At 58.5% G+C, this 22,628-nt stretch carries 19 protein-coding genes; 14 read left to right on the top strand and 5 right to left on the bottom strand.

The window, feature by feature from the left end:
- Positions 1-90: 90 nt before the first annotated feature.
- The 3 genes from purL to ACR0LX_RS01865 form a co-directional block, all read right to left on the bottom strand.
- A complete protein-coding gene (gene purL, locus ACR0LX_RS01875) occupies positions 91-2,250 on the bottom strand; it encodes a phosphoribosylformylglycinamidine synthase subunit PurL (protein WP_480782331.1) in 2,160 nt (719 codons plus the stop codon).
- 144 nt (positions 2,251-2,394) lie between these two features.
- Positions 2,395-4,635, bottom strand: a complete 2,241-nt coding sequence (locus ACR0LX_RS01870; protein WP_480569482.1) for a mechanosensitive ion channel family protein — start codon at positions 4,633-4,635, stop codon at positions 2,395-2,397.
- 266 nt (positions 4,636-4,901) lie between these two features.
- Positions 4,902-5,810 carry a LysR family transcriptional regulator gene (locus ACR0LX_RS01865; RefSeq protein WP_480569485.1) on the bottom strand — a complete coding sequence of 303 codons (909 nt, stop codon included), beginning with the start codon at positions 5,808-5,810 and terminating at the stop codon, positions 4,902-4,904.
- Between the two features lie 169 nt (positions 5,811-5,979).
- On the opposite strand from ACR0LX_RS01865, the gene ACR0LX_RS01860 reads away from it, so the two are divergent.
- The 10 genes from ACR0LX_RS01860 (at position 5,980) to ACR0LX_RS01815 (ending at position 17,369) form a co-directional block, all read left to right on the top strand.
- Positions 5,980-9,399, top strand: coding sequence for an indolepyruvate ferredoxin oxidoreductase family protein (locus tag ACR0LX_RS01860; protein WP_480782330.1), 3,420 nt, complete (start codon positions 5,980-5,982; stop codon positions 9,397-9,399).
- A 78-nt stretch (positions 9,400-9,477) separates the two neighbouring features.
- A complete protein-coding gene (locus ACR0LX_RS01855; protein ID WP_480782329.1) occupies positions 9,478-10,356 on the top strand; it encodes a lysophospholipid acyltransferase family protein in 879 nt (292 codons plus the stop codon).
- 7 nt (positions 10,357-10,363) lie between these two features.
- Positions 10,364-11,173: a glutamate racemase gene (locus tag ACR0LX_RS01850; RefSeq protein ID WP_480782630.1), complete on the top strand. Its 810-nt coding sequence runs from the start codon at positions 10,364-10,366 to the stop codon at positions 11,171-11,173.
- A 93-nt stretch (positions 11,174-11,266) separates the two neighbouring features.
- Complete coding sequence (argC, locus tag ACR0LX_RS01845) at positions 11,267-12,295, top strand: N-acetyl-gamma-glutamyl-phosphate reductase (RefSeq protein ID WP_480782328.1); 1,029 nt, start codon at positions 11,267-11,269, stop codon at positions 12,293-12,295.
- Positions 12,296-12,302: 7 nt separating this feature from the next.
- Complete coding sequence (gene ccmE, locus ACR0LX_RS01840) at positions 12,303-12,749, top strand: cytochrome c maturation protein CcmE (RefSeq protein ID WP_480569498.1); 447 nt, start codon at positions 12,303-12,305, stop codon at positions 12,747-12,749.
- A gap of 122 nt (positions 12,750-12,871) precedes the next feature.
- A complete protein-coding gene (locus tag ACR0LX_RS01835; RefSeq protein ID WP_480782327.1) occupies positions 12,872-13,483 on the top strand; it encodes a holin-associated N-acetylmuramidase in 612 nt (203 codons plus the stop codon).
- Positions 13,474-14,040, top strand: coding sequence for a holin family protein (locus ACR0LX_RS01830; protein ID WP_480782326.1), 567 nt, complete (start codon positions 13,474-13,476; stop codon positions 14,038-14,040). Before ACR0LX_RS01835 ends, ACR0LX_RS01830 begins: the two co-directional genes overlap by 10 nt.
- A gap of 62 nt (positions 14,041-14,102) precedes the next feature.
- Positions 14,103-16,067 (top strand): heme lyase CcmF/NrfE family subunit, encoded by a 1,965-nt coding sequence (locus ACR0LX_RS01825; protein ID WP_480782629.1) that lies wholly within the window; start codon positions 14,103-14,105, stop codon positions 16,065-16,067.
- Positions 16,064-16,519 carry a cytochrome c-type biogenesis protein gene (locus tag ACR0LX_RS01820; RefSeq protein ID WP_480782325.1) on the top strand — a complete coding sequence of 152 codons (456 nt, stop codon included), beginning with the start codon at positions 16,064-16,066 and terminating at the stop codon, positions 16,517-16,519. The genes ACR0LX_RS01825 and ACR0LX_RS01820 overlap by 4 nt, the downstream gene beginning before the upstream one ends.
- 73 nt (positions 16,520-16,592) lie before the next feature.
- Positions 16,593-17,369 (top strand): enoyl-CoA hydratase-related protein, encoded by a 777-nt coding sequence (locus tag ACR0LX_RS01815; protein ID WP_480782324.1) that lies wholly within the window; start codon positions 16,593-16,595, stop codon positions 17,367-17,369.
- 12 nt (positions 17,370-17,381) lie between these two features.
- Here the strand turns inward: ACR0LX_RS01815 and bmt are convergent, their stop codons facing one another.
- Positions 17,382-18,398, bottom strand: a complete 1,017-nt coding sequence (gene bmt / locus ACR0LX_RS01810; protein ID WP_480782323.1) for a betaine--homocysteine S-methyltransferase — start codon at positions 18,396-18,398, stop codon at positions 17,382-17,384.
- 120 nt (positions 18,399-18,518) lie between these two features.
- Positions 18,519-18,839: a DUF1476 domain-containing protein gene (locus ACR0LX_RS01805; protein ID WP_480782322.1), complete on the bottom strand. Its 321-nt coding sequence runs from the start codon at positions 18,837-18,839 to the stop codon at positions 18,519-18,521.
- A gap of 187 nt (positions 18,840-19,026) precedes the next feature.
- Here ACR0LX_RS01805 and purC point away from each other — a divergent pair, with 187 nt between their 5' ends.
- The 4 genes from purC (at position 19,027) to ACR0LX_RS01785 (ending at position 22,619) form a co-directional block, all read left to right on the top strand.
- Positions 19,027-19,782 (top strand): phosphoribosylaminoimidazolesuccinocarboxamide synthase, encoded by a 756-nt coding sequence (gene purC / locus ACR0LX_RS01800; protein ID WP_480782321.1) that lies wholly within the window; start codon positions 19,027-19,029, stop codon positions 19,780-19,782.
- A gap of 100 nt (positions 19,783-19,882) precedes the next feature.
- Positions 19,883-20,113: a phosphoribosylformylglycinamidine synthase subunit PurS gene (gene purS, locus ACR0LX_RS01795; RefSeq protein WP_170683997.1), complete on the top strand. Its 231-nt coding sequence runs from the start codon at positions 19,883-19,885 to the stop codon at positions 20,111-20,113.
- A gap of 22 nt (positions 20,114-20,135) precedes the next feature.
- Complete coding sequence (gene purQ, locus ACR0LX_RS01790) at positions 20,136-20,804, top strand: phosphoribosylformylglycinamidine synthase subunit PurQ (RefSeq protein WP_480569517.1); 669 nt, start codon at positions 20,136-20,138, stop codon at positions 20,802-20,804.
- Between the two features lie 36 nt (positions 20,805-20,840).
- The gene (locus tag ACR0LX_RS01785) at positions 20,841-22,619 is read left to right on the top strand and encodes a sensor histidine kinase (RefSeq protein ID WP_480782320.1); all 1,779 of its coding nucleotides are present in this window, start codon (positions 20,841-20,843) and stop codon (positions 22,617-22,619) included.
- Positions 22,620-22,628 lie beyond the last annotated feature (9 nt).

Here is a 22,628-nt window from a genome sequence, read left to right as displayed (position 1 = left end):
CGCAAGGTGCGGCGGGCGCAACTGAAACAAATCCTGCACCCGGTGTCGCGTGCAGGATATTGTTTCGCGGTCTTCAGCGCACATCGACCGTCAGGCTACGGCCTGAGCAAAGCTGCTGCGGAATGTGTCGGTCAATTCGGCAAGCGGCGCCTCTGAGCTGCCGATCTTCACCGCATCGCCGGTAAACCGCCCGACCGAAACCAGGGGCACGCCAACCTGACCGGCTGCGATCATCAGTGCCTCTGCCTGATCAAAGTTGCAGGCGACCAGATAGCGGGCCTGATCCTCGCCGAACAGAAACTCGGTCGCGGCATCATCAAGATGCACTCCGACGCCCGCAGCCTCGGCCAGTTCGAACGCGGCCAGAGCAAGCCCGCCGTCGCCAAGATCGGTGCAGGCCTTGATCATGTTGCGGTTGGCGCGGATGAACTCGCCATTGCGTTTTTCAGCGTCCAGATCGACATGCGGCGCATCACCGTCTTCGCGGTTGAACACTTCGGCCAGCAGGGCGGATTGGCCAAGGTGCCCATTCGTTTCCCCGATCACCAACGCGACATGACCTTCGCGCACTTCGTTGCCGATAACCTCATCCGTGTGTGTCAGCAGACCAACCGCGCCGATTGTAGGCGTTGGCAGGATCGCCTGACCGTCTGTTTCGTTGTAGAGCGACACGTTGCCAGACACGATGGGCATATCCAGTGCGGCGACGGCCTGACCAATGCCCTGAATGGCGCCGACGAATTGACCCATGATCTCGGGCTTTTCGGGGTTGCCGAAATTCAGGTTGTCGGTTGTGGCCAGCGGTTTGGCCCCAACGGCGGTCAGGTTGCGGTAGGCTTCGGCCACCGCCTGCTTGCCGCCCTCGATCGGGTTTGCGCGCACATAGCGTGGTGTGACATCGCTGGTGAAGGCCAACGCCTTGTCGGTGCCGTGTACGCGGACCATGCCTGCGCCCAGTCCCGGTGTGCGCGCCGTGTCAGCCATAACCATCGTGTCGTATTGTTCGTAGACCCACTGCTTGCCGGCATAGTTGGGTGACGCCAACAGCGCGCGAAGCCCGTCAATCGGGTCGATCTGAGGGACCTCGTCCAACTCGCCAGCTTCGGGCGTAGGTTCCCACGGGCGATCATATTCAGGCGCGGTCGACGAGAGTTTCGAGAGGACCAGATCCGCCTTGACCTCACCATTGTGGACGATCAGGAAACGGTCTTCGGCGATGGTTTCGCCAACGATGGCAAAGTCCAGGTCCCATTTTTCGAACACGGCGCGGGCTTCGCCCTCAAGCTCGGGCTTGAGGACCATCAGCATGCGTTCCTGAGATTCTGACAGCATCATCTCATACGCGGTCATATTCTCTTCGCGTTGGGGTACGTTTTCCAGATCCAGACGCACGCCCAGACCGCCCTTGTCGCCCATTTCAACGGCAGAACAGGTCAGGCCCGCAGCGCCCATATCCTGGATCGAGATCACGGCACCGGTCTGCATCAGCTCGAGCGTTGCTTCCATCAGGCGTTTTTCGGTGAAAGGGTCGCCGACCTGAACGGTGGGGCGCTTTTCCTCGATGGTGTCGTCGAACTCGGCCGAGGCCATGGTCGCACCGCCGACGCCGTCGCGGCCGGTTTTGGCGCCCAGATAGACGACGGGCATGCCGACGCCTGAGGCGGCCGAGTAGAAAATCTTGTCGCTGTCGGCCAGACCAGCGGCAAATGCGTTCACAAGGCAGTTGCCGTTATAGGCAGGGTGAAACCGCACTTCGCCCCCGACGCAAGGCACGCCGAAACAGTTGCCATAGCCGCCGATGCCTTCGACCACGCCGTTGACCAGTTGCCGGGTCTTGTGGTGGCCGGGCTCGCCAAAGGACAGTGCATTCATCGAGGCGATGGGCCGCGCGCCCATGGTGAACACGTCGCGCAGGATACCGCCCACGCCGGTGGCAGCGCCCTGATAGGGCTCGATATAAGACGGGTGGTTGTGGCTTTCCATCTTGAACACCACGGCTTGCCCGTCGCCGATATCGACCACGCCTGCGTTTTCACCGGGGCCGCAAATCACCTGAGGGCCAGAGGTAGGCAGAGTGCGCAACCATTTCTTGGACGACTTGTACGAACAATGCTCGTTCCACATGGCCGAAAAGATGCCGAGCTCGGTAAATGTCGGCTCACGCCCGATGATCTCGAGGATCATGTCGTATTCGTCGGGCTTGAGCCCGTGTGCGGCAATCAGATCCGGGGTGATGGCGGGCTCTTGCATCGTCTGTCCTTGTCCAGGGTGGCCGAATTTGCGGGCCTTTTACGGCAAGGGCGCGCCGGGGGGAAGGGCCAAGACAGCGCAAGTCAGCGCACCGTCCTGACCGATGCAAAAAAGAACCGGGCGTTTGCCCGGTTCGATCTTTGTTTATGCAGGGCCCTGTTCAGGGTTGGTCTGCGCGCTTGCGGCCGCCCCGACCGCTGCTTTCTGCTGATCGGTCAGGTTCTCGGACTCATCCAGTCCCGGGATGGCTACGCGTACCTCGCGGCGGGCAAAGTCGATGCCGTTTTCCTTGAACGCGGCCTTGACCCGGTTGAAGATTTCCTTGCGCAGGGTGAACTGCTTGCCCGGTTTGGCCATGAACTTGCCGCGGATGATCATGCCGACATCGTCAAAGTCGAACACGCCCTGCGATTTGAACGGTTGCAGGAAGCCATCCTTGTGGGTCTCGTCCTCCATCATCTCGGCCCCGATCTTTTTGAAGATCTTCTTGACCTTGTTCGGGTCGGTATCAAAGGGCACGGTGAACTTCAGCTTCATGATCACCCAGTCACGGCTGTAGTTGGTCAGCTTCTGAATCTCGCCATAAGGGATCGTGTGAACCGGCCCGCGATGGTGGCGCAGTTGCATCGAACGGATCGAGATTTTCTCGACCGTGCCGGTAGTACCACCCACATCGACATATTCACCAACGCGGAAGGCATCGTCGATCAGGAAGAATATGCCGCCAACGATATCCGACACCAGTTTCTGCGCACCAAAACCGATGGCCAGACCCAGAACACCGGCACCCGCCAGCAGCGGAGCGATATTGATCCCCAACGCACCCAATGCCAGCAGGGTGAAGATCACCGCAATCGTGACCTGAGCGGTGACCCGCAGCAGCGGCAGGACGGTGGTCAGACGCGACCCGCCTGCGCCACCGCCTTCGCCGGCCTCTTCATCGGGGCTTTGTTCCGATGCGGTTTGCTCTTTCGCCAGACGACGGTTGATCCACAGCGAGACTAGCTCGTTGATGATGTAACCGATCGCAGCGATGATGAAGAACTGAATCAGCTTGCTGCCAGATTCAGCACTGCCACCCGCGATTTCCTGAACATCGAGGTCCCAGGCCCGCGCAATCATCAGGATCACGAAGATACCGGCAACGACCCGGCCAATACGAATATAGCTGCGTTTGGTCGATTTATATGCGCGCTCGGCCACCGGCCCCATGCCTTGCATGGGTGGCTGCAGATGGCGCACCAAGCCACGGATTAGCGTGTCCAGAGCGGGCGCACAGAGCAGCCAGAACATCGTTGCGAAATGTGCACCATTAACCAGCAAAGCGAGAGTCGAAGGATGGCGTTGCGCCACCAGAAACTCGACCAGCAACCAGATCACCGCCGACACACCGATCGCGAAATAGGGGTAGTAGCGGGCCACTTCCTCATCGAATTTGGTGTGATCGGGGTCGGTGCCCAGCATCATCTGCGACAGACCTTCGCGCGCTTTCCAGGCGATCACGGCGATGTAGATGTGAATTCCCGCATTCAGCCAGAAGCCGATACGCGTTTCGCCGCCGGTGATCCCGTTGAGCCGGTTAAAGTGCAACAGGAACAAGGTGAAACCAATCAGGATCAGCAGTCCGATAATGTTGCGATGCAGGTACTTTGCCCAGTGATCGTCGATGTTGACCAGACGGTAGTGCGGCTTTTTGGGCGCAAGCACGAAACGCGAAGCGGCCGCACCCAGTCGCGGGATCCAGATCAAATAGAAGACAAACGGTGCGGCATAAGTGATTTGCTCTGGTGTCAAAAGACCGCGACCGACGGCACGAATGACAACATAAAAGACAACGAGCCCGGCGATTTCGCGGCAAAAACGTCCAAACAGATAGCGGACAGCGCCCCAAAGGTCATTCTCGTCTTCGGCTTCGCTCTGTACGTGCCAACGGCGCGTGAGCAATTCAAACAACTTTTCCGCGACCAGGCCAACGACCAGAACACTCAGAACCAGGCCCATCAAAGTAAACGCACCGGCTGTTCCGAAAGTTCCCGTGAAATTGCTTACAGCCTCGACCTGCGCGTGGAAGATATTTGGAACGGTCATAATGACCTGGGTCCACGAGGTCACCATTTCAGCCCAGATCTCATTGAGCTCGGTAATCGGGTCCTCGCGCTCTTCAGCCTCAGCCGCGTTTTTCTCGGCGACGGCATCCAGGCGTTCAAGAAGAATGGACCGGACCTGATCGTCGGACATGCGCGCAACCAGATCATCGACCTGTTCGGGGGTCAGATCCTCGGGGATTGAAACGGTTGCTGATGTTGAACTGTCCTGTGCGAGTGCCGGTAATGCCAGCAAAATCGCTGAAACCAGCGCCAGAACGAGGCGGAGTGGGTGGAACATGGATTTGCCCTCAAATACGAAATTTTGATCGTTTTTTCCGCATCATAGGAGCAGCGACGCAAATTTGACAGCGTGTTGTGCGGGAAAAGGCAAAAAACCAAAAAAAAGGCCGAGCACTAAGCTCGGCCATAGTCCAACAGGGAGGTATGAAGATGATGAGCGTTTCAGCATCACCGCCTTCGAGTGCTCATTTAGGGATCACTTTGTTAACGATCAAGGGGTTTTCATTAAGTTTGATACATGTCCGCTATGCGAATTTTGCATAGCTAGATTTTCCCCATTTGCCTCAACTGCTTACGGTGCAGGATGATCTCGTCCTGAACGAAGTCGCGAAAGGCGGCAATACGCTTGGAATGGCGCAATTCCTCGGGGTAGGCGAGGTAAACGGGGACATCCGCGCCGCTGATATCGGTCGGCACATGTACAAGATCGGGGAAGTCCTCGGTCACGTAGTTCGGAAGCACGCCGATACCCAAGTCATGCAGCACACCTTGCAGAACGCCGAAATAGTTGTTCACGGTCAGCAGCGAGCCCGGGTTGTAGGTCATCAACTGCCGTACCAACGCCGCGCTGGCCGAAACTTGCGCTGCCGAAGGGGTTTGACAGATCAATCTGTGTTTGGCGATATCCTCAAGCGTCTCTGGCGGGCCGCCATGTGTGTCCAGATAGGTGCGGGTCGCATAAAGTTGCATCTGAACCGTCATCAGTCGTTTGCGCACCAGATCGGCCTGGCTGGGCTCTTTCATGCGGATGGCCACGTCGGCCTCGCGCATCGGCAGGTCCAGCACACGCTCTTCAAGCATGAGGTCGACGTTGATGTCGGGGTATTGTTCGTAAAGCTTGGGCAGGCGCGGGGCCAGCCACAGGGTTCCGAACCCAAAGGTCGTGGTGACGCGAAGAACGCCAAAGACCTCATCCTCGCTGTCGCGAATGCGGGCGGCGGTGGCATCCAGACGTTTGGACATGGCTTTGGTAGCATCGAACAGCAACTCGCCCTGTTCGGTGAGAATCAACCCGCGCGCATGTCGGTGAAAAAGGGTCGCGTCCAGCGATTCTTCCAGGGCGCGAATCTGGCGGCTCACGGCGGATTGAGACAAGTTTAGCTTGTCACCCGCATGCGTGAGGCTGCCCGCATCGGCAACCGCGTGAAATATTCTGAGTTTGTCCCAATCCATCGACGCAACTTTCGTTATCCGTTTGCAGCCCTATATGAAAGACGTAACAAATTCCACATTCGAACCGGCGAAATCGTTAGATAATAGGGGAAAATGCTATACAGGTCAGCAATCATGACCTAAAATGAATAAATATAGAGCACACTAATCCGACGAGGGGAGACGTCAGATGAGTCAGCCAAAAGTATCCCTGAATGACAGGTTCGATCTGTCGAAAAGTCCGGTTCTGATGAACGGCACGCAGGCACTCGTGCGCCTGATGCTGATGCAAAAGGCACGCGACACGGCGGTGGGGTTGAACACGGCGGGTCTGGTGACCGGGTATCGCGGGTCGCCGCTTGGGGCGGTGGACCAGCAGATGACCCGCGCCCAGAAACAGCTTGCCGAAAGCGACGTTACCTTTCAGTTCGGATTGAACGAAGATCTGGCGGCAACGGCGCTATGGGGCAGCCAGCAAGCCGGTTTGCGCGGAGACGGCAAATTCGATGGCGTCTTTGGTCTGTGGTACGGCAAAGGTCCCGGGGTCGATCGGTCTGGCGATGTCATGCGTCACGCCAATATGGCGGGAACTGCCGAGCATGGTGGCGTGTTGGTCGCCATGGGCGACGACCATACCGGGGAAAGCTCGACCGTGCTGCACCAGTCTGAATGGTCGCTGGTTGACATGTACATGCCGGTCGTCAGCCCGGCTGGCGTGCAGGAAATTCTGGATTATGGCGTTTACGGCTTTGCCCTCAGCCGGTTTGCCGGGGTCTGGGTCGGTCTGAAGACCATGAAGGACACGATCGAAGTGACCTCGGTTGTTGATGGTGCGATCAACCGGATGCAGCTGATGACACCCGATTTCGACATGCCCGAAGGCGGCCTGAACATCCGACTGGGTGACACTCCGCATCTGCAAGAGGCGCGGGTCATCGACTATAAGCGCTTCGCGGCCGAGACATTTTCACACGCGAACAAGCTGGACAAACGGATCTGGGGCAAGCCCGGGGCCAAGATCGGCATTGTCGCGGCGGGTAAGAACTGGCTGGATCTGGTTCACGCCATGTCGCTGCTGAACATCGACGCGACCGAAGCCGAACGGCTGGGGATAACAACCTACAAAGTTGGCCAGACTTTCCCCTTGGATATGAAAGGGTTCCACGACTGGGCCGAAGGGCTGGACCTTATCGTTATCGTCGAGGAAAAGCGCAAACTGATCGAGGTTCAGGTCAAAGAGGCGATCTTTGACGATCGGCGCGGCCGGCGGGTCTATGGCTGGTACAAGGGCGGCGCGGGCACTTTGCATCGCGAGGAACTGTTCCCGACACGCGGCGCGCTGGACCCGATCATGATCGCCGAAAAGCTTGGCGATATCCTGATCGAAGAAGGGCGGGATACCGACGGAGTGCGGGCCGGTCTGGCAAAACTGTCCGAGGCGCGTCGCGCCGACAACGCCGAAGAAATAGCCGAGCGTCTGCCATATTTCTGTTCGGGTTGCCCGCATAACAGCTCGACCAAGGTGCCGGAAGGCAGCCGCGCCTATGCCGGGATCGGGTGTCACTACATGGTTCAGTGGATGGATCGCGAAACCACCGGTTTCACACAAATGGGCGGCGAGGGCGCGAACTGGATCGGCGAAGCTCCGTTTTCGACCACGGAGCATGTGTTCCAGAACCTCGGCGACGGCACTTATAACCATTCGGGCGTGCAGGCCATCCGCGCGGCGCTTGCGGCCGGAACCAACATCACCTTCAAGATACTGTTCAACGATGCCGTCGCCATGACCGGCGGACAGGAAAACGACGGCGACCTATCAGCCGAGCGTATCGTGGCCGAGGTTACGGCAATGGGCGTGCAGCATGTCGCGCTGGTCTATGATGAAAAGGAAGATGTGAACCTAAATGCGCTGCCATCAGGTGTTGAAGCGCATGAACGCGCTGAACTGATTCAGGTTCAGAAAAAATTCCGGGAAATTAAGGGGGTATCGGTCATTGTTTACGTTCAGACCTGTGCCGCAGAAAAGCGGAGACGACGCAAGCGCGGTACGTTTCCTGACCCCGACAAGCGCGTGTTTATCAACCCGGACATCTGCGAGGGCTGCGGAGATTGCGGCGAACAGTCGAACTGTGTCTCGATCGTTCCGAAAGAGACGGAACTGGGCCGTAAGCGGGCGATTGATCAGTCTAGCTGCAACAAGGATTTCTCATGCGTGAACGGGTTTTGCCCATCTTTTGTAACGCTGGAAGGCGCGCAAATCCGCAAAGAGGCGACAACTCAGATTGACCTGCCGGATCTGCCTGACCCGGTGCTGCCCGAAATCGATGGGACGCATAACGTGGTGATCACGGGTGTAGGTGGCACCGGTGTCGTCACGCTTGGTGCGATTCTTGCACAGGCGGCGCAGATCGACGGCAAAGGGGCTGGCATGATGGAAATGGCCGGGCTGGCGCAAAAGGGCGGAGCGGTGCATATCCATTGCCGGTTGGCGAATTCACCGGACGACATAAGTGCCATTCGGGTCGCAACAGGCGAAGCGCATGCATTGATCGGGGGCGATCTTGTAGTGTCTGCCGGGGCTAAGACTTTGGGCCTGACCGAAACCGGACGCACAGGCGCAGTGGTCAACAATCATGAGATCGTAACCGGAGATTTCACCCGTGACACTGAGTTCAGAATTCCCGGCGACCAGTTGGAACTGGCCTTGCAAGCCAGGTTGAAGGATCGGTTGGACCTGTTCGATGCCAGTGCCTTGGCACGCGTCGTTATGGGGGACTCGATCTATTCCAACATGATGGTTCTGGGCGCGGCGTGGCAGCGCGGTCTGATCCCGATCCGACATTCAGCAATTCAGCAGGCGATCGATCTGAACGGGACTGCGGTCGAACGCAACAAGCGGGCATTCGAAGTGGGCCGCTGGGCCGTTTTGCATCCCGACGCGGTGACTGGAATTTTGGGTCAGAACGTAACCGAACTCCCGAAAACACTGGACCAGATTATCGCCTTTCGCGCCGATCATCTGGTGCAGTATCAGGGCAAGGGGCTTGCGAAACGATATCGTAAGATGATCGACGCCATTGAGGACGAACAAGTCCGCGAAGCCGCTGCAAAAGGGTATCATAAGCTGTTGTCCTACAAGGATGAATATGAGGTCGCACGCCTGTTGATGCAAACTCGTGACATGGCGCAGGCAGAGTTCGACGGCGACTTCAAAATGACATTCCATTTGGCACCGCCGTTTCTGGGGGGCAAAGAAGTAAATGGGCGTCCGCCAAAACGCGCGTTCAGCGAAAGGTTCCTTCGGGCTTTCGGGCTCTTGGCACGGTTCAAGATGCTTCGCGGCACGCCATTTGACCTGTTTGGATACAGTGCGGAACGCCGGATGGAGCGCGCCCTGATCACGCAATACGAAATGGACATGAAACAGGTTTTGCCCAAGTTGAACGCTGATACGCGCGATGCCATCACGGCGCTGGCCCGTTTGCCCTTGGACATTCGCGGATTTGGCCCGGTGCTCAAGGCGAATGAGGCAAAAGCTGCGAAACGGCGCGAGGAACTGCTTGCAGTCATTCGCGATGGTGGCCCCGACATGCGGGCTGCGGCGGAGTGAAGCGTTACGCGCCTGTAATGTTTTTTGGGTAAATCTGTTACCTAAGTTCTGAATGCAGGCAGCAAACCGGAGAACCTGATGCCCTCGCGCCGCCACGTCGCACGTGACATTTCCTATGCTCATTCCGCCGAAACCAAAGGCGGGCGAATGGTCATAAAGCTGATGGAGAACACGACCGGGCGTCTACGCCTGATCAAACGCGCCGACGGGTACGAACGCGAGGTGGCCAATGGGCGCGACTTCTGGGGCGTCATGGTCGACCGTTACGGGTTGTCGCTGGATGTTGTTGGTGGCGCACTGTCGAATATCCCCAAGGACGGTCCGTTGATCCTGATAGCCAATCACCCTTACGGGATTCTGGACGGGCTGATGATGGGCCATATCCTGTCTCAGACGCGGGGCGACTTCCGTATTCTGGCCCATCGCGTTTTCCGCAATGCCGAAGATCTGAACCGGATCATCCTGCCGATTTCGTTTGATGGGACCAAAGAGGCGATGAAACTCAACCTCGCAACGCGGAAGACGGCATTGAACTATCTGGGTGAGGGGGGTGCCATAGGTATCTTTCCAGGTGGCACCGTGAGTACAGGTATCAAGCCTTTCGCCCACCCAATGGACCCCGGCTGGCGGGGTTTTACGGCGCGAATGGTGGCGAAATCGAATGCGACGGTTGTGCCGGTATTCTTTGACGGCCATACCTCGCGATTGTTCCAGATCGCCAGTCACCTGCACAACACGTTGCGCATGGGCCTTCTGATCAAAGAGTTCAAGAAACGGGTCGATACCCCGGTCCGCGTTGTTGTTGGCGACCCTATCGGGCGCGATGTTTTGGACCCGTTGTCCAAAGACACGCGCAAGATGATGGATTTCCTGCGCAAAGCCACGTATGAGCTGTCTCCAACGCCGTTGAAGTCCTATGACTACGGCTATGAATTCGAGGAACGGCATCGCGCCTGAAGGGCAAATGGCAGTAGGTATCTTTGATTCCGGGTTGGGCGGGCTGACCGTCCTGAACGCCGCGCAGAAACGTCTGCCGGACGTTGATTTTCTGTATTTTGCAGACAGCGCACACGCGCCTTACGGCGTGCGTGACGCCGAGGATATTTTTAACCTGACGCGCGCAGCCGTGCGGGATCTTTGGGATCGCGGATGCAATCTGGTGATTCTGGCCTGCAACACAGCCAGCGCTGCGGCGCTGCGGCGGATGCAGGAAGAAGGCGTGCCCGAAGGCAAGCGGGTTCTGGGCGTCTTTGTTCCTTTGATCGAGGCGCTGACTGAACGGCAGTGGGGCGACAACTCGCCTCCGCGCGAGGTCGAGGTGCAGCACGTGGCGCTGTTCGCCACCCCTGCCACCGTATCCAGCCGGGCCTTTCAGCGTGAGCTGGCATTCCGGGCGATCGGCGTGGATGTCGAGGCGCAGGCCTGCGGCGGTGTTGTCGACGCCATCGAGGACGGCGACATGATTTTGGCCGAGGCGTTGGTGCGGTCTCATGTGGACGCTCTGAAACGCAAGATGCCGGAACCGCAGGCGGCAATCCTTGGCTGTACGCATTACCCGTTGATGGCTGAGACCTTCCAGCAGGCGCTGGGGGCTCAAGTCACGGTCTACAGCCAGGGGGACCTGGTGGCCGAAAGCCTTGCGGATTACCTCGACCGTCATCCAAATATGCTGGGTGAGGGCGAAAGCGGCTACCTGACGTCCGGAAAACCCGGTGTCGTCAGCGATCGTGCGACCCAGTTCCTCCGACGACAAATCACCTTTGAGGCTGCCTGACTTAGGTCAAGGACGGCCATCTACTGCTTCCCTATCCAAAGACCGTCGCATCGGCGGTCGTGACATGTGACATACAAGTGAAAGAGGTCTGACATGACCCACAAAATCGCAATTCTGGGCGCATCCGGGTACACCGGCGCCGAACTGGTGCGGCTGATCGCCGAGCACCCGAACATGGAAATCACCGCCCTTGCTGCCGAGCGTAAAGCGGGCAAGACCATGGCGCAGGTCTTCCCGCATCTACGCCATCTGAATCTGCCGGTGCTGTGCAAGATATCTGAGATCGACTTTTCCCGGATCGATCTGTGCTTTTGCGCGCTGCCGCATAAAACCAGTCAAGAGGTGATCAGCGCGCTTCCGAATACGCTGAAAATCATCGACCTGTCGGCGGATTTCCGGCTGAGCGATCCCGACGAATACCAAAAGTGGTACGGCAATCCGCATGCCGCGCTGGCGCATCAGGAAGAGGCTGTCTATGGCCTGACCGAGTTCTATCGGGACGATATCCGCGACGCGCGGCTGGTTGCTGGCACGGGGTGCAACGCAGCGACCGGGCAATATGTTCTGCGGCCTCTGATCTCGGCCGGCGTGATCGATCTGGACGACATTATCCTTGATCTGAAATGTGCGGTTTCGGGCGCGGGACGGGCGTTGAAGGAAAACCTGCTGCATGCGGAACTCAGTGAAGGCGCAAACGCCTACGCGGTTGGTGGCACACATCGGCATTTGGGAGAGTTTGATCAGGAATTCTCAAAGCTTGCGGGCCGGACGGTGCATATTCAATTCACCCCGCATCTGATACCGGCGAACCGTGGAATTCTGGCGACGTCTTACGTCAAAGGCGACCCGCAAAGCGTCTATGAGACGTTACAGGCAGCATATGCAGAGGAGCCCTTCATTCAGGTGCTACCTTTTGGTGAAACGCCTTCGACCCATCATGTGCGGGGCTCGAATTTTTGCCATATTGGCGTGGTTGGTGATCGGATCGAACGCCGTGCCATCGTGGTTGCGGCTTTGGATAACCTGACAAAAGGTAGCAGCGGGCAAGCCTTGCAGAACGCCAACCTGATGTTAGGTGAACAGGAAACCCGGGGGCTAATGATGGCTCCGCTATTCCCGTGAGGACGGTATGAAAACGCTCAAGAAACGTCGTCGAGTACAGGTCATTTTGCTGGCCGTTGTGGCCTTGGTTCTGGCGACGGTATTGATTGGGTACGCCATGCGCGATGGCATCAATTTTTTCCGCTCGCCAAGCCAAGTGATTGCTGAACCGCCTAAACCGACCGAGGTGTTTCGCATCGGTGGTCTGGTCGAGGAAGGCTCGATCGTGCGCGGGCAGGGCGAAACCGTGCGTTTTGTCGTGACCGATGGTGGTGAAAGTGTTTCGGTGGCGTTTACCGGGGTTCTGCCCGATCTGTTCTCGGAAAATCAGGGTATGGTCGGCACGGGCAGCTATGTGAACGGTGTCTTTGAAGCCACTGAAATTCTGGCGAAACACGATGAAACCTATATGCCGAAAGAGGTTGTGGACGCGTTGAAAGAACAGGGCGTGTACAAAGAGAACACCGACGGCTGAAAACCGGTCATGAAAGCGACTCGAAAGGGCGTTGCGCGCAATAGGCGGGCAGCGCCCTTTGTCTTATGCCAGACTTAACGGCTTTGCCTGACGGTTTGCCTTGCCAAGCAAAGGGAAGCGCCATGAAAACCGTGCAGCAGATTGCCCGCGAAATTGTCGACCGCGAAGGCGGGTTCGTGGACGACCCCGACGACCCCGGTCGTGCCACAAAACATGGCGTGACCATTCACACGCTGCGCCGGTTGGGAATGGATTTGAACCGCGACGGTGCCGTTGACCGTGCGGATGTTCAGTCTTTGACGCGGCAGCATGCGGTTGAGATCTTTGTAGAGCATTACTTCGAAAAACCTCGCATCGGATTGGTCCCAAAGACTTTACAGCCGTCGTTGTTCGATATGTATGTCAATGCGGGCGCACAGGCTGTTCGAACACTTCAGGCTTTGCTGCGTGAGATGGGTTTTGATGTAGCAGTTGATGGGGTCATCGGTCCCCAAACCGGGGCGGCAACACATGCAGCAGCAGACCCGATTCCCGAGATACTGAGGGATGCGTATGGCGTTGCACGACGCAATTACTATTCCCGGCTGGCGGACGGGCGACCACCGCTGCGTAAATTTGCGCGGACCCGCGCTGGCGGCAAGGGCGGCTGGATAAAGCGCGCGGAAGAGTTTCTGTCGCCGAAATATCACCTCAGCCAGGCGGAGTTCAGCAAACGGGTGTCGGCATGGGTTTGATCTCGGGGATTTTGGGATTGTTGTTTGGCGGTGGACGGAACGTGGTCCGCGACACTGCCGAGGTGTTTCGAGAAAATGCCGATACGGCGGCGGCGCGGTCTGTGGCCTTGCGGGAACAGGCGATGATTCAGTTCGGTGCCGAGTTTCAAGCGACGCAAAAGGGTGGGTTCGATCGGTTCATGGACGGGTTGAACCGCCTGCCACGTCCTGCGATGGCTTTGGCAACGCTGGGGTTGTTCGCGGCGGCGATGGCGGACCCACTTTGGTTCGCCGCTCGGATGCAGGGCATCGCATTGGTGCCCGAGCCGCTTTGGTGGCTGCTGGGTGTGATCGTGTCGTTCTATTTCGGCGCGCGCCATCAGGCCAAGGCACAGGACTTTCAGCGCGAAGTCGGCGCAACGTTGCTGCACGCACCGACGGTCATGTCGAATCTGGACGCGCTTGAGGCGTTGCGCGTTGACACCCCGGCACCTGCTGCCATGCGGTCGGAGCAAACGGACCCAAACCCGGCTTTGGATGACTGGAAGCGCAAGCGAAAGGGCATTGCCGCGACATAATGTGCGCCGTCGACAGGCGAATGTGAATGGCGCAGGCTGCGTGCGGGCGATATATACGGGGCATGATTACCGAGCTCGGCCATTTCGCACTGATCTTAGCCTTCCTTGTCGCCATCGTTCAAAGCGTGGTGCCCCTGATCGGGGCTGCCAATCGCTGGGCAGGATGGATGGCGTTTGCTGAACCGGCAGCGATTTCGCAGTTCTTGCTGACGGCGTTTTCGTTCGGAGCGCTGGTCTGGGCCTTCACTTCATCCGATTTTTCATTGCGGATCGTGGTGGAAAACAGCCACTCACTGAAACCGATGCTCTACAAGATTAGTGGCACTTGGGGAAACCACGAAGGATCCATGTTGCTTTGGGTCCTGATCGTCACGATTTTCGGCGCAATGGCAGCATTTTTTGGCGGCGGCCTACCGCCTACGCTCAAGGCGCGGGTGCTGGCTGTTCAGGGTGCAATCGGGGTGGCTTTCTTTGCCTTCATCCTGTTCACCTCGAACCCTTTTGACAGGTTGCCGGTTCCACCATTTGACGGACGCGATCTGAACCCCTTGCTGCAGGATCCCGGCTTGGCCTTCCACCCGCCGTTTCTGTATCTGGGTTATGTCGGACTAAGCATGGCCTTCAGCTTTGCCGTGGCCGCGCTGATTGAAGGGCGCGTTGATGCGGCTTGGGGGCGTTGGGTGCGGCCCTGGACGCTTGCAGCCTGGATATTCCTGACGATCGGTATCGCGCTGGGATCGTGGTGGGCCTATTACGAGCTTGGCTGGGGCGGGTTCTGGTTCTGGGACCCGGTCGAGAACGCAAGTTTCATGCCATGGCTTCTGGCCGCCGCGCTGTTGCATTCTGCAATCGTCGTCGAAAAGCGTGAGGCTCTGAAAAGTTGGACCATTCTGCTGGCCATCATCGCCTTTGGCTTTTCGCTGATTGGCACTTTCATCGTGCGGTCGGGGCTTCTGACCTCTGTTCACGCCTTCGCGAATGATCCCGAGCGCGGGGTCTTTATCCTTGTCATCATGGTGATCTTCATTGGCGGTGCGTTGACCCTGTTCGCCTCACGCGCGCAGGCAATGGAGGCCAAAGGCGTCTTTGGTGTGGTCAGCCGCGAAAGCGCATTGGTTCTGAACAACATCCTTCTGGCTGTCAGTTGCTTTGTCGTATTCTTCGGAACCATGTGGCCGATCGTGGCCGAGATGGCCTTCGGCCGGAAACTCTCGGTCGGCGCGCCATTCTTCAACGCCGCTTTCACGCCGTTCATGATCGCCTTGGGTATCGCCTTGCCGATCGGATCGATGCTGCCCTGGAAGCGCGGCAGGCTGGGCCGTGCGGCTTGGTCCTTGCGCTATGCGTTCGTGCTTGCGGTTGCATTGGCGGTTCTTGTCTGGGTTCTGCAATCGGGCCGCAGTGCCCTGGGGCCCGTGGGCCTTTTCCTGGGGGCGTGGGTCACGTTTGGCGCCGTTGTCGACCTTTGGGGTCGTGCCGGCCGTTCAGGCAGCGTTGCGCGTTTGTTCCGATTGCCGCGCGCCGACTGGGGTAAGGCTGTGGCCCATACCGGGATGGGCGTCACCATGTTTGCCATTGCCGGACTGACCGCGTGGGAGGTTGAGGATATCCGTGTGGTCCAGCCCGGTCAGCCATTCCAGGTGGGGCAGTTCACATTGACGCTGCAAGACGTGCGCAGGGTTCAGGGGCCGAATTATTATTCGACAATGGCGGATGTGAGCGCCGAGCAGGGCGGGCGGCACGTCGCAACATTGCATCCCGAAAAACGTGAATATCCGGTGGCGCGCATGCCCACGACCGAAGCGGCCATCGACTATCGTTTCTTGCGTGACCTTTACGTCGTGATCGGCGATCAACAGGCTGACGGGGGCTGGGTGATGCGCACCTATATCAAGCCGCTTGCCAATTGGATCTGGGGCGGTTGCATCCTGATGGCATTGGGCGGCGCGCTCAGCCTGTCGGATCGGCGCTTCCGGGTCGCAGCCGGTGCGCGCAAGTCGCCCAAGTCCGGAGTGCCAGCGGAATGAAATGGCTTGCCTTTGTCCTGCTTTTGCTTGCGTCCCCGGTCCTTGCCGTGCAGCCGGATGAGGTTCTGGACGACCCGGAATTGGAAGCGCGCGCGCGCGATCTCAGCGCCGAGCTGCGCTGTCTGGTCTGTCGCAACGAAAGCATTGACGAAAGCAACGCAGAACTCGCCCGTGATCTACGCATCCTGCTGCGCGAGCGTCTGGTGGCGGGCGACACCGACCAGGAGGCCGTGGATTTCATCGTGGCCCGGTATGGCGAATATGTCTTGCTGAAACCGACAACCTCGGGCGCGAATATTCTGCTCTGGCTTGCAGGCCCTGTTATGTTGCTGATTGCCGGAGCGGTCGGGTTCAGCTTTGTTGGTCGACGCGCGCGGTCGCAAAACGCGGGCGAGGCGGATCGGTTGACCAAACAAGAGCAGGATCGTCTGCGGCAAATTCTGGAAGACTGACGCCCAGTTAGGCTTTCCCTTGGTTGGGATTTGCGTCAGGGTCTTGGACGACTCTGTGCAGGCGAGGTTTTTCATGGAATACGAAACCGTCCATCTGGACATCACCGATGGTCTGGCCGTCCTGACCCTGAACCGGGCGGACAAGATGAACGCGCTGACCACACGTATGCGCGCCGAGATTACCCATGCAATGAAACACGCGGGCCAGAACGCCCGTGCCGTCGTGTTGACTGGTGCGGGGGCGGCGTTCTGTTCGGGCCAGGACCTTGGGGATGCCTCAAGCACGGGCAAGATCGACTTGGGACGCGCTCTCAGGGACGAATACGAACCGATGTTGGAGTCAGTCTATGACTGCCCGGTACCGACCATTGCGGCGGTTAACGGACCGGCAGCTGGGGCAGGGGCCAATCTTGCGCTTTGCGCCGATGTGGTGATCGCCACTGAAAGCGCGTATTTCCTGCAGGCATTCGCCCGGATCGGCCTGATCCCGGATGCGGGCGGTACGTGGTTCATGCCGCGTCAGATGGGGTTTGCCAAGGCGATGGGGGCCGCGCTGTTCGCCGACAAGATCACCGCCCGACAAGCCGATGATTGGGGGCTGATTTGGGAGGCCGTCGCAGATGACGATTTCGACGCACATTGGAGAAAACGCGCCGCCTATCTGACCAACGGACCGACTGCTGGGTTCGCGGCAATCAAGCAGGCCATTCGCGGCACTTATGACCGGACATTGCCGCAGCAACTGGCAACCGAAGCGGATTTGCAGGAAAACTGCGGACGCACCCGGGACTTTGCCGAAGGCGTCGTAGCATTTCTGGAAAAAAGGCCCCCGAAATTCGAGGGCCACTAAGCGCTTATAGCGTCAGGCGCGGCGGCGTCGCCTGCCGCGCCGTTCGGGCTGGGCAGCAGTCTCTTCGGTCCCGTCGAATTCGGATGAGAACGGGCCCAGCGCAGATGTGATCTGGTCCAGCGACGGGCGCGCGCCGCTTGGGGCGCTGTCCAGCGCCGCACGCATTTCGCGCAGATGCGCAGGCATGGTTCCGCAACATCCACCAATGATCGTCGCTCCGGCATCGCGCGCCATGGCGGCATACTGACCCATCAGCTCGGGCGTGCCGTCATAGTGAATGTGACCGTCAACATATTTCGGGATACCTGCGTTGCCCTTCGAGATCAGGGGACGCTCAGTGCCTTGTGCCGAGAACCCCAGCACCGTTCGCAAGATATCCGAAGCGCCGGTGCCGCAATTCGCTCCGAACGCGACCGGCGGGTTGGGCAATGTTTCGACGATCATTGCCAGATCAGCCGAGGTCACGCCCATCATCGTGCGGCCTGCGGTGTCGAAACTCATCGTGCCGCACCAGGGCATGTCGGCCAACGCGAATGCTTCGGCCGCGGCGCGAAACTCTTCGGGGGCACTGATGGTTTCCAGCCAAAGAACATCGACGCCGCCCTCTTTCAGCGCTTCGGCCTGTTCGTGGAACATTTCGACAGCTTCGGAATGCGACAGGCTGCCGACCGGCTCCATGATTTCGCCAGTTGGACCCACCGATCCGGCGACGACGACGGGGCGCCCGGCTTGATCCGCGACCTCTCGCCCCAACTCAGCACCGATCCGGTTCAACTCTCCGACGCGATTCTGCGCGTCGTGCAGTTTCAGTCGGGCGGATGTTCCGCCGAAAGTGTTGGTCAGAAACAGATCGCTGCCAGCGTCGACCGACCCTTTGTACAGGGCGCGGATCTTGTCTGGTGCGTCTACGTTCCAAAGCTCGGGCGCATCGCCTGATTGCAGACCCATATTGAACAGGTTCGTTCCTGTCGCCCCATCTGCCAGAATGGCATCTTTCGACTCCAGAAGTTTGCTGAGCGCGTTTGTCATTGAGCTATTCCAAAATTGGCCAAATGGGCCGAAAATACAGAGACGCCCCGTGTCTCATGACCGGAGCGTCAAATCAAATTCATAAAACTCATGAAGATCATGAGGTGGCTTTCAAGTGCCTTAAATATCGGCCTCGGCCATGACCTGTTCTTTGGCTTCGACCAGAAGCTCGGCCATCTTTTCGCGAATCTTGGCCTCGTCTGCCAGATCACCCAGATAGCTTTTGACCGCCTCGACAACGTCGTCTTCGCTGACGTTTTGAAGGTCGGTATGGACAAGTTCCTGCCCGTATTTTCGCGCCTGTTCGACGGTTTCCCCTTTCAGGGTCGAGGCCCAGACGGCCATGAACCGGTTGCGGCGCATCCGGGCGATGAATTGCATTTTCTCATCATGCGCAAATTTGTTCTCAAACGCGGCTTCACGCTCGTCAAATGTGGTCATTGGTTGGGGACCTCTTGGGTTACACATCGTTTCCTGATGATATGACTGTACAGCGCTTCCGGTTCAAGGGATTTGCGCTGCGTCAAACTCCTTTGGTGCGGTGAACTTGCGGGAAGGCGGGGCTTGCACTATGAGGGCGCCAACGGAGAGGGACTCATTTCCTCGCCCCGGACTGGAAAGGTCGCTTATGGCGCGTCGCAAGAAAATCTACGAAGGCAAAGCCAAGATTCTGTATGAAGGCCCCGAACCGGGCACGATCGTGCAGTATTTCAAGGATGACGCCACCGCGTTCAACGCCGAGAAAAAAGACGTGATCGATGGTAAGGGCGTGCTGAACAACCGCCTGAGCGAGTTTTTCATGAACGGTCTGACACAGATCGGCGTACCTAACCATTTCATCCGTCGCCTGAACATGCGCGAACAGCTGGTTCGTAATTGTGAGATCGTGCCGCTGGAAGTGATCGTTCGGAACTATGCCGCGGGGACAATGTCCAAACGTCTGGGCATTGCAGAAGGCACTCAGTTGCCGCGCCCGATCGTTGAATACTGCTACAAGGACGATTCTCTGGGTGATCCTCTGGTCACGGAAGAGCATATCGCCGCCTTCGGCTGGGCCAGTCAGCAGGACATGGACGATATCCTCAGCCTGGCGCTGCGCGTGAACGATTTCCTCAGCGGCGTTATGCTGGCTGTTGGTATTCGCCTGGTGGATTTCAAGATCGAGATCGGACGGGTTTTCGATGGTGACTATCAACGTCTGATCGTCGCGGACGAGATCAGCCCCGACAGTTGCCGCCTTTGGGATATCGAAACCGGTCAGAAACTGGACAAGGACGTCTTTCGCCGCGATCTGGGCAGCCTGACGGATGCCTATTCCGAAGTCGCGCGTCGTCTTGGCGTTCTGCCAAAAAGCAATGTGGCCAAACCGACGCTGATCAATTGATACGCGCCCGCATCGGCGCGGGTATTGGAACAGGTCTGGCGGGGCATCCCGCACGCAAAGAAACGGGCTGGCAATCGGTCCCAGAGTGGAGTTCTCGAATATGAAGGCACGGGTGCATGTGATGCTCAAGAACGGGGTGTTGGACCCGCAGGGCGAAGCGGTGCGGCACGCGTTGGGTGCGATGGGCTTTGATCAGGTCGAAGGTGTCCGTCAGGGCAAGGTAATTGACCTGGAACTGGCCGAGGGCGCGACCGAGGCGGACGTTACCCAGATGTGCGAAAAGCTCTTGGCCAACACGGTCATCGAACGCTACGAAATCGAACTGGTCTGATCCTTTTTCCGGAGGCCCCGCCATGCGCGCTGCTGTTATCGTATTCCCAGGGTCCAACTGTGACCGCGACCTTGCCGTTGCTTTCGAACAGGCCGGTTTTCAGGTCGATATGGTCTGGCACAAGGACGCCTCGCTGCCCGAGAGCGTTGACATTGTCGGGGTTCCGGGCGGGTTTTCCTATGGAGACTACCTGCGGTGCGGGGCAATCGCGGCGCAATCACCGATCTGCAAGGCAGTCGTCGAACATACGGAACGTGGCGGCTATGCCTTTGGGGTCTGCAACGGATTTCAGGTTCTGACTGAGACCGGCATTTTGCCTGGTGCATTGCTGCGCAACGGCGGGCTGAAATATATCTGCCGGACGGTGGGACTGAAGGTTCAGACCAGCAACAGCGCCTTTACCGAAGGATACAACGCGGGCGATGTGATCGACATTCCGATCGCACACCATGACGGCAATTATTTTGCCGATGACGAGACGCTTGCAGAGCTAAAAGATCAGGACCGCATCGCCTTTACCTATACCGAGAATCCCAACGGCTCGCGCGAGGATATTGCAGGCATTCTGTCGCACAACCGCCGCGTGTTGGGGATGATGCCGCACCCTGAGCGGGCGGCGGATTCAGGCCATGGCGGCACCGATGGGGCGGCGCTCTTCCGCGCATTGTCGGGTGTGCTGACGCCGGCGTGACTTGAGGTCACGGTCGCGGGCGCGTAGCGTCGTGGGATGAGTTCAGACGCTAAATCAGACGGCTCCGGTCTCCTGAACCGGCTCCGCGTGTCGCCACTTGGCTGGCGCCTGCGTCTGGCTATTGTCGCGTTGCTGGTCGTTACGGTTGCAACGGTCTGGGTCACCAACAGCCTTTTGACCAGCCGGTTCACCGAATCAACGCGCAACAGGGCCGAACTGCGGCTGGCGCTATATTCCGGCAATTTGCTGAGCGAACTGCGCCGCAATGCGATCGTGCCGCAGTTGCTGTCACGCGACCCCACTTTGATTTCGGCATTGCAGTCGAGTGACTATACACTGTCCAGCCAACGTCTGATTTCGTTTGTCGAGGAGATTGGCGCCGCGTCGCTGGTGTTGTTGGACAAAGACGGGCTGACCCGCGCAGCAACGGACAGAAACCGTCTGCAGGAAAGCCATCGCAATACCGCGTATTTCATTGATGCGATCCGCTCGAACGCGACGATCTTTTCGGTGATCCCAAGGGAATCCGGCGGTTACAGCTTTGTCTATTCGCGACGGATCGACGCCAATTCCGAGATGCTGGGTGTGATCGTTGTCGAGGTTGATCTACAGAAATTCGAGCGCGCCTGGGCCGGAATTTCGGACGCTGTCATGGTCACCGACAGCACCGGCACGATCATCCTGTCCACCGAACCGCAATGGCGCGGGCTCGAGGAAAGCGCCGCATTGCTGCGCCAACCCCCACAGGGCGCGATTCAGCGCGCGATCCGTGCCACCACAGATTGGACCGCTTTGCCCCCCGATGCCTATCTACAGGGCGAGGCGGTGATGCGAATGGAAACGCGAATTCCGTTTCGAGGATGGCAGATGACGTCGTTCACCACCTATTCCTCGATCCGGGAGCGGGTGAACAGCGTTCTGGCGCTGGAAATCATGGCCTTTGCGATTCTTCTGGCGCTGGCCTTCTATGCGCTCAGCCGCAGAGCCACGTCGCGCATGACGCTGTTCCAACGCGAGTCGGCGGAGCTTCGCGCATTGAACGCAAGGCTGCAGCGGGAAATTGCTGAACGCGAACGGGTTGAAAAGACGCTGGAAGTTGCCGAGCAGACCCTTGCTCAGAGCTCCAAACTGGCGGCACTGGGAGAGATGTCAGCCGCCGTCAGTCACGAGCTGAATCAACCGCTGGCGGCGATGAAAACCTACCTCGCCGGGGCGCGTCTTTTGCTGCGCCGGGACCGTTCGGAAGAGGCGCTGGCCAGCTTTGGCCGCATCGACGGTCTGATCGAGCGCATGGGCGCGATCACGCGGCAGCTCAAATCCTATGCGCGCAAGGGGGCGGATGCGTTTTCCCCTGTAAATCTTGGCGAAGCGCTGGCCTCAAGCCTGTCGATGATGGAACCTCAACTGCGGCAGCGCCATGTAAAGATTACCCAGATTTTGCCCGAAGAACCTGTTATAGTGATGGGGGATCGGATGCGAATTGAACAGGTTATGGTCAATCTCTTGCGCAATGCACTGGACGCCACCAAATCTGTCGAAGAGCCGGATGTCGAGATCATCCTCGCGGCAGGCGATACTGCGGTTCTGACGGTTCGCGATAACGGCTATGGAATCGAAGATATCGAAAACCTGTTCGAGCCGTTCTACACCACCAAGCGACCCGGTGACGGGGTCGGGCTGGGGCTTGCCATCTCGTCGGGGATCGTGAACGACCACGGTGGACGGCTGACCGCACGCAATGGACAGCATGGGGGCGCTGTGTTCGAAATGCAGTTGCCGATACTTGGAAGCGACGGCCTAGAGGCCGCGGAATAACGAGGAATG

The organism is Ruegeria sp. CH11 (assembly GCF_056537105.1).
This window is presented reverse-complemented; position numbering and strand designations above follow the sequence as displayed.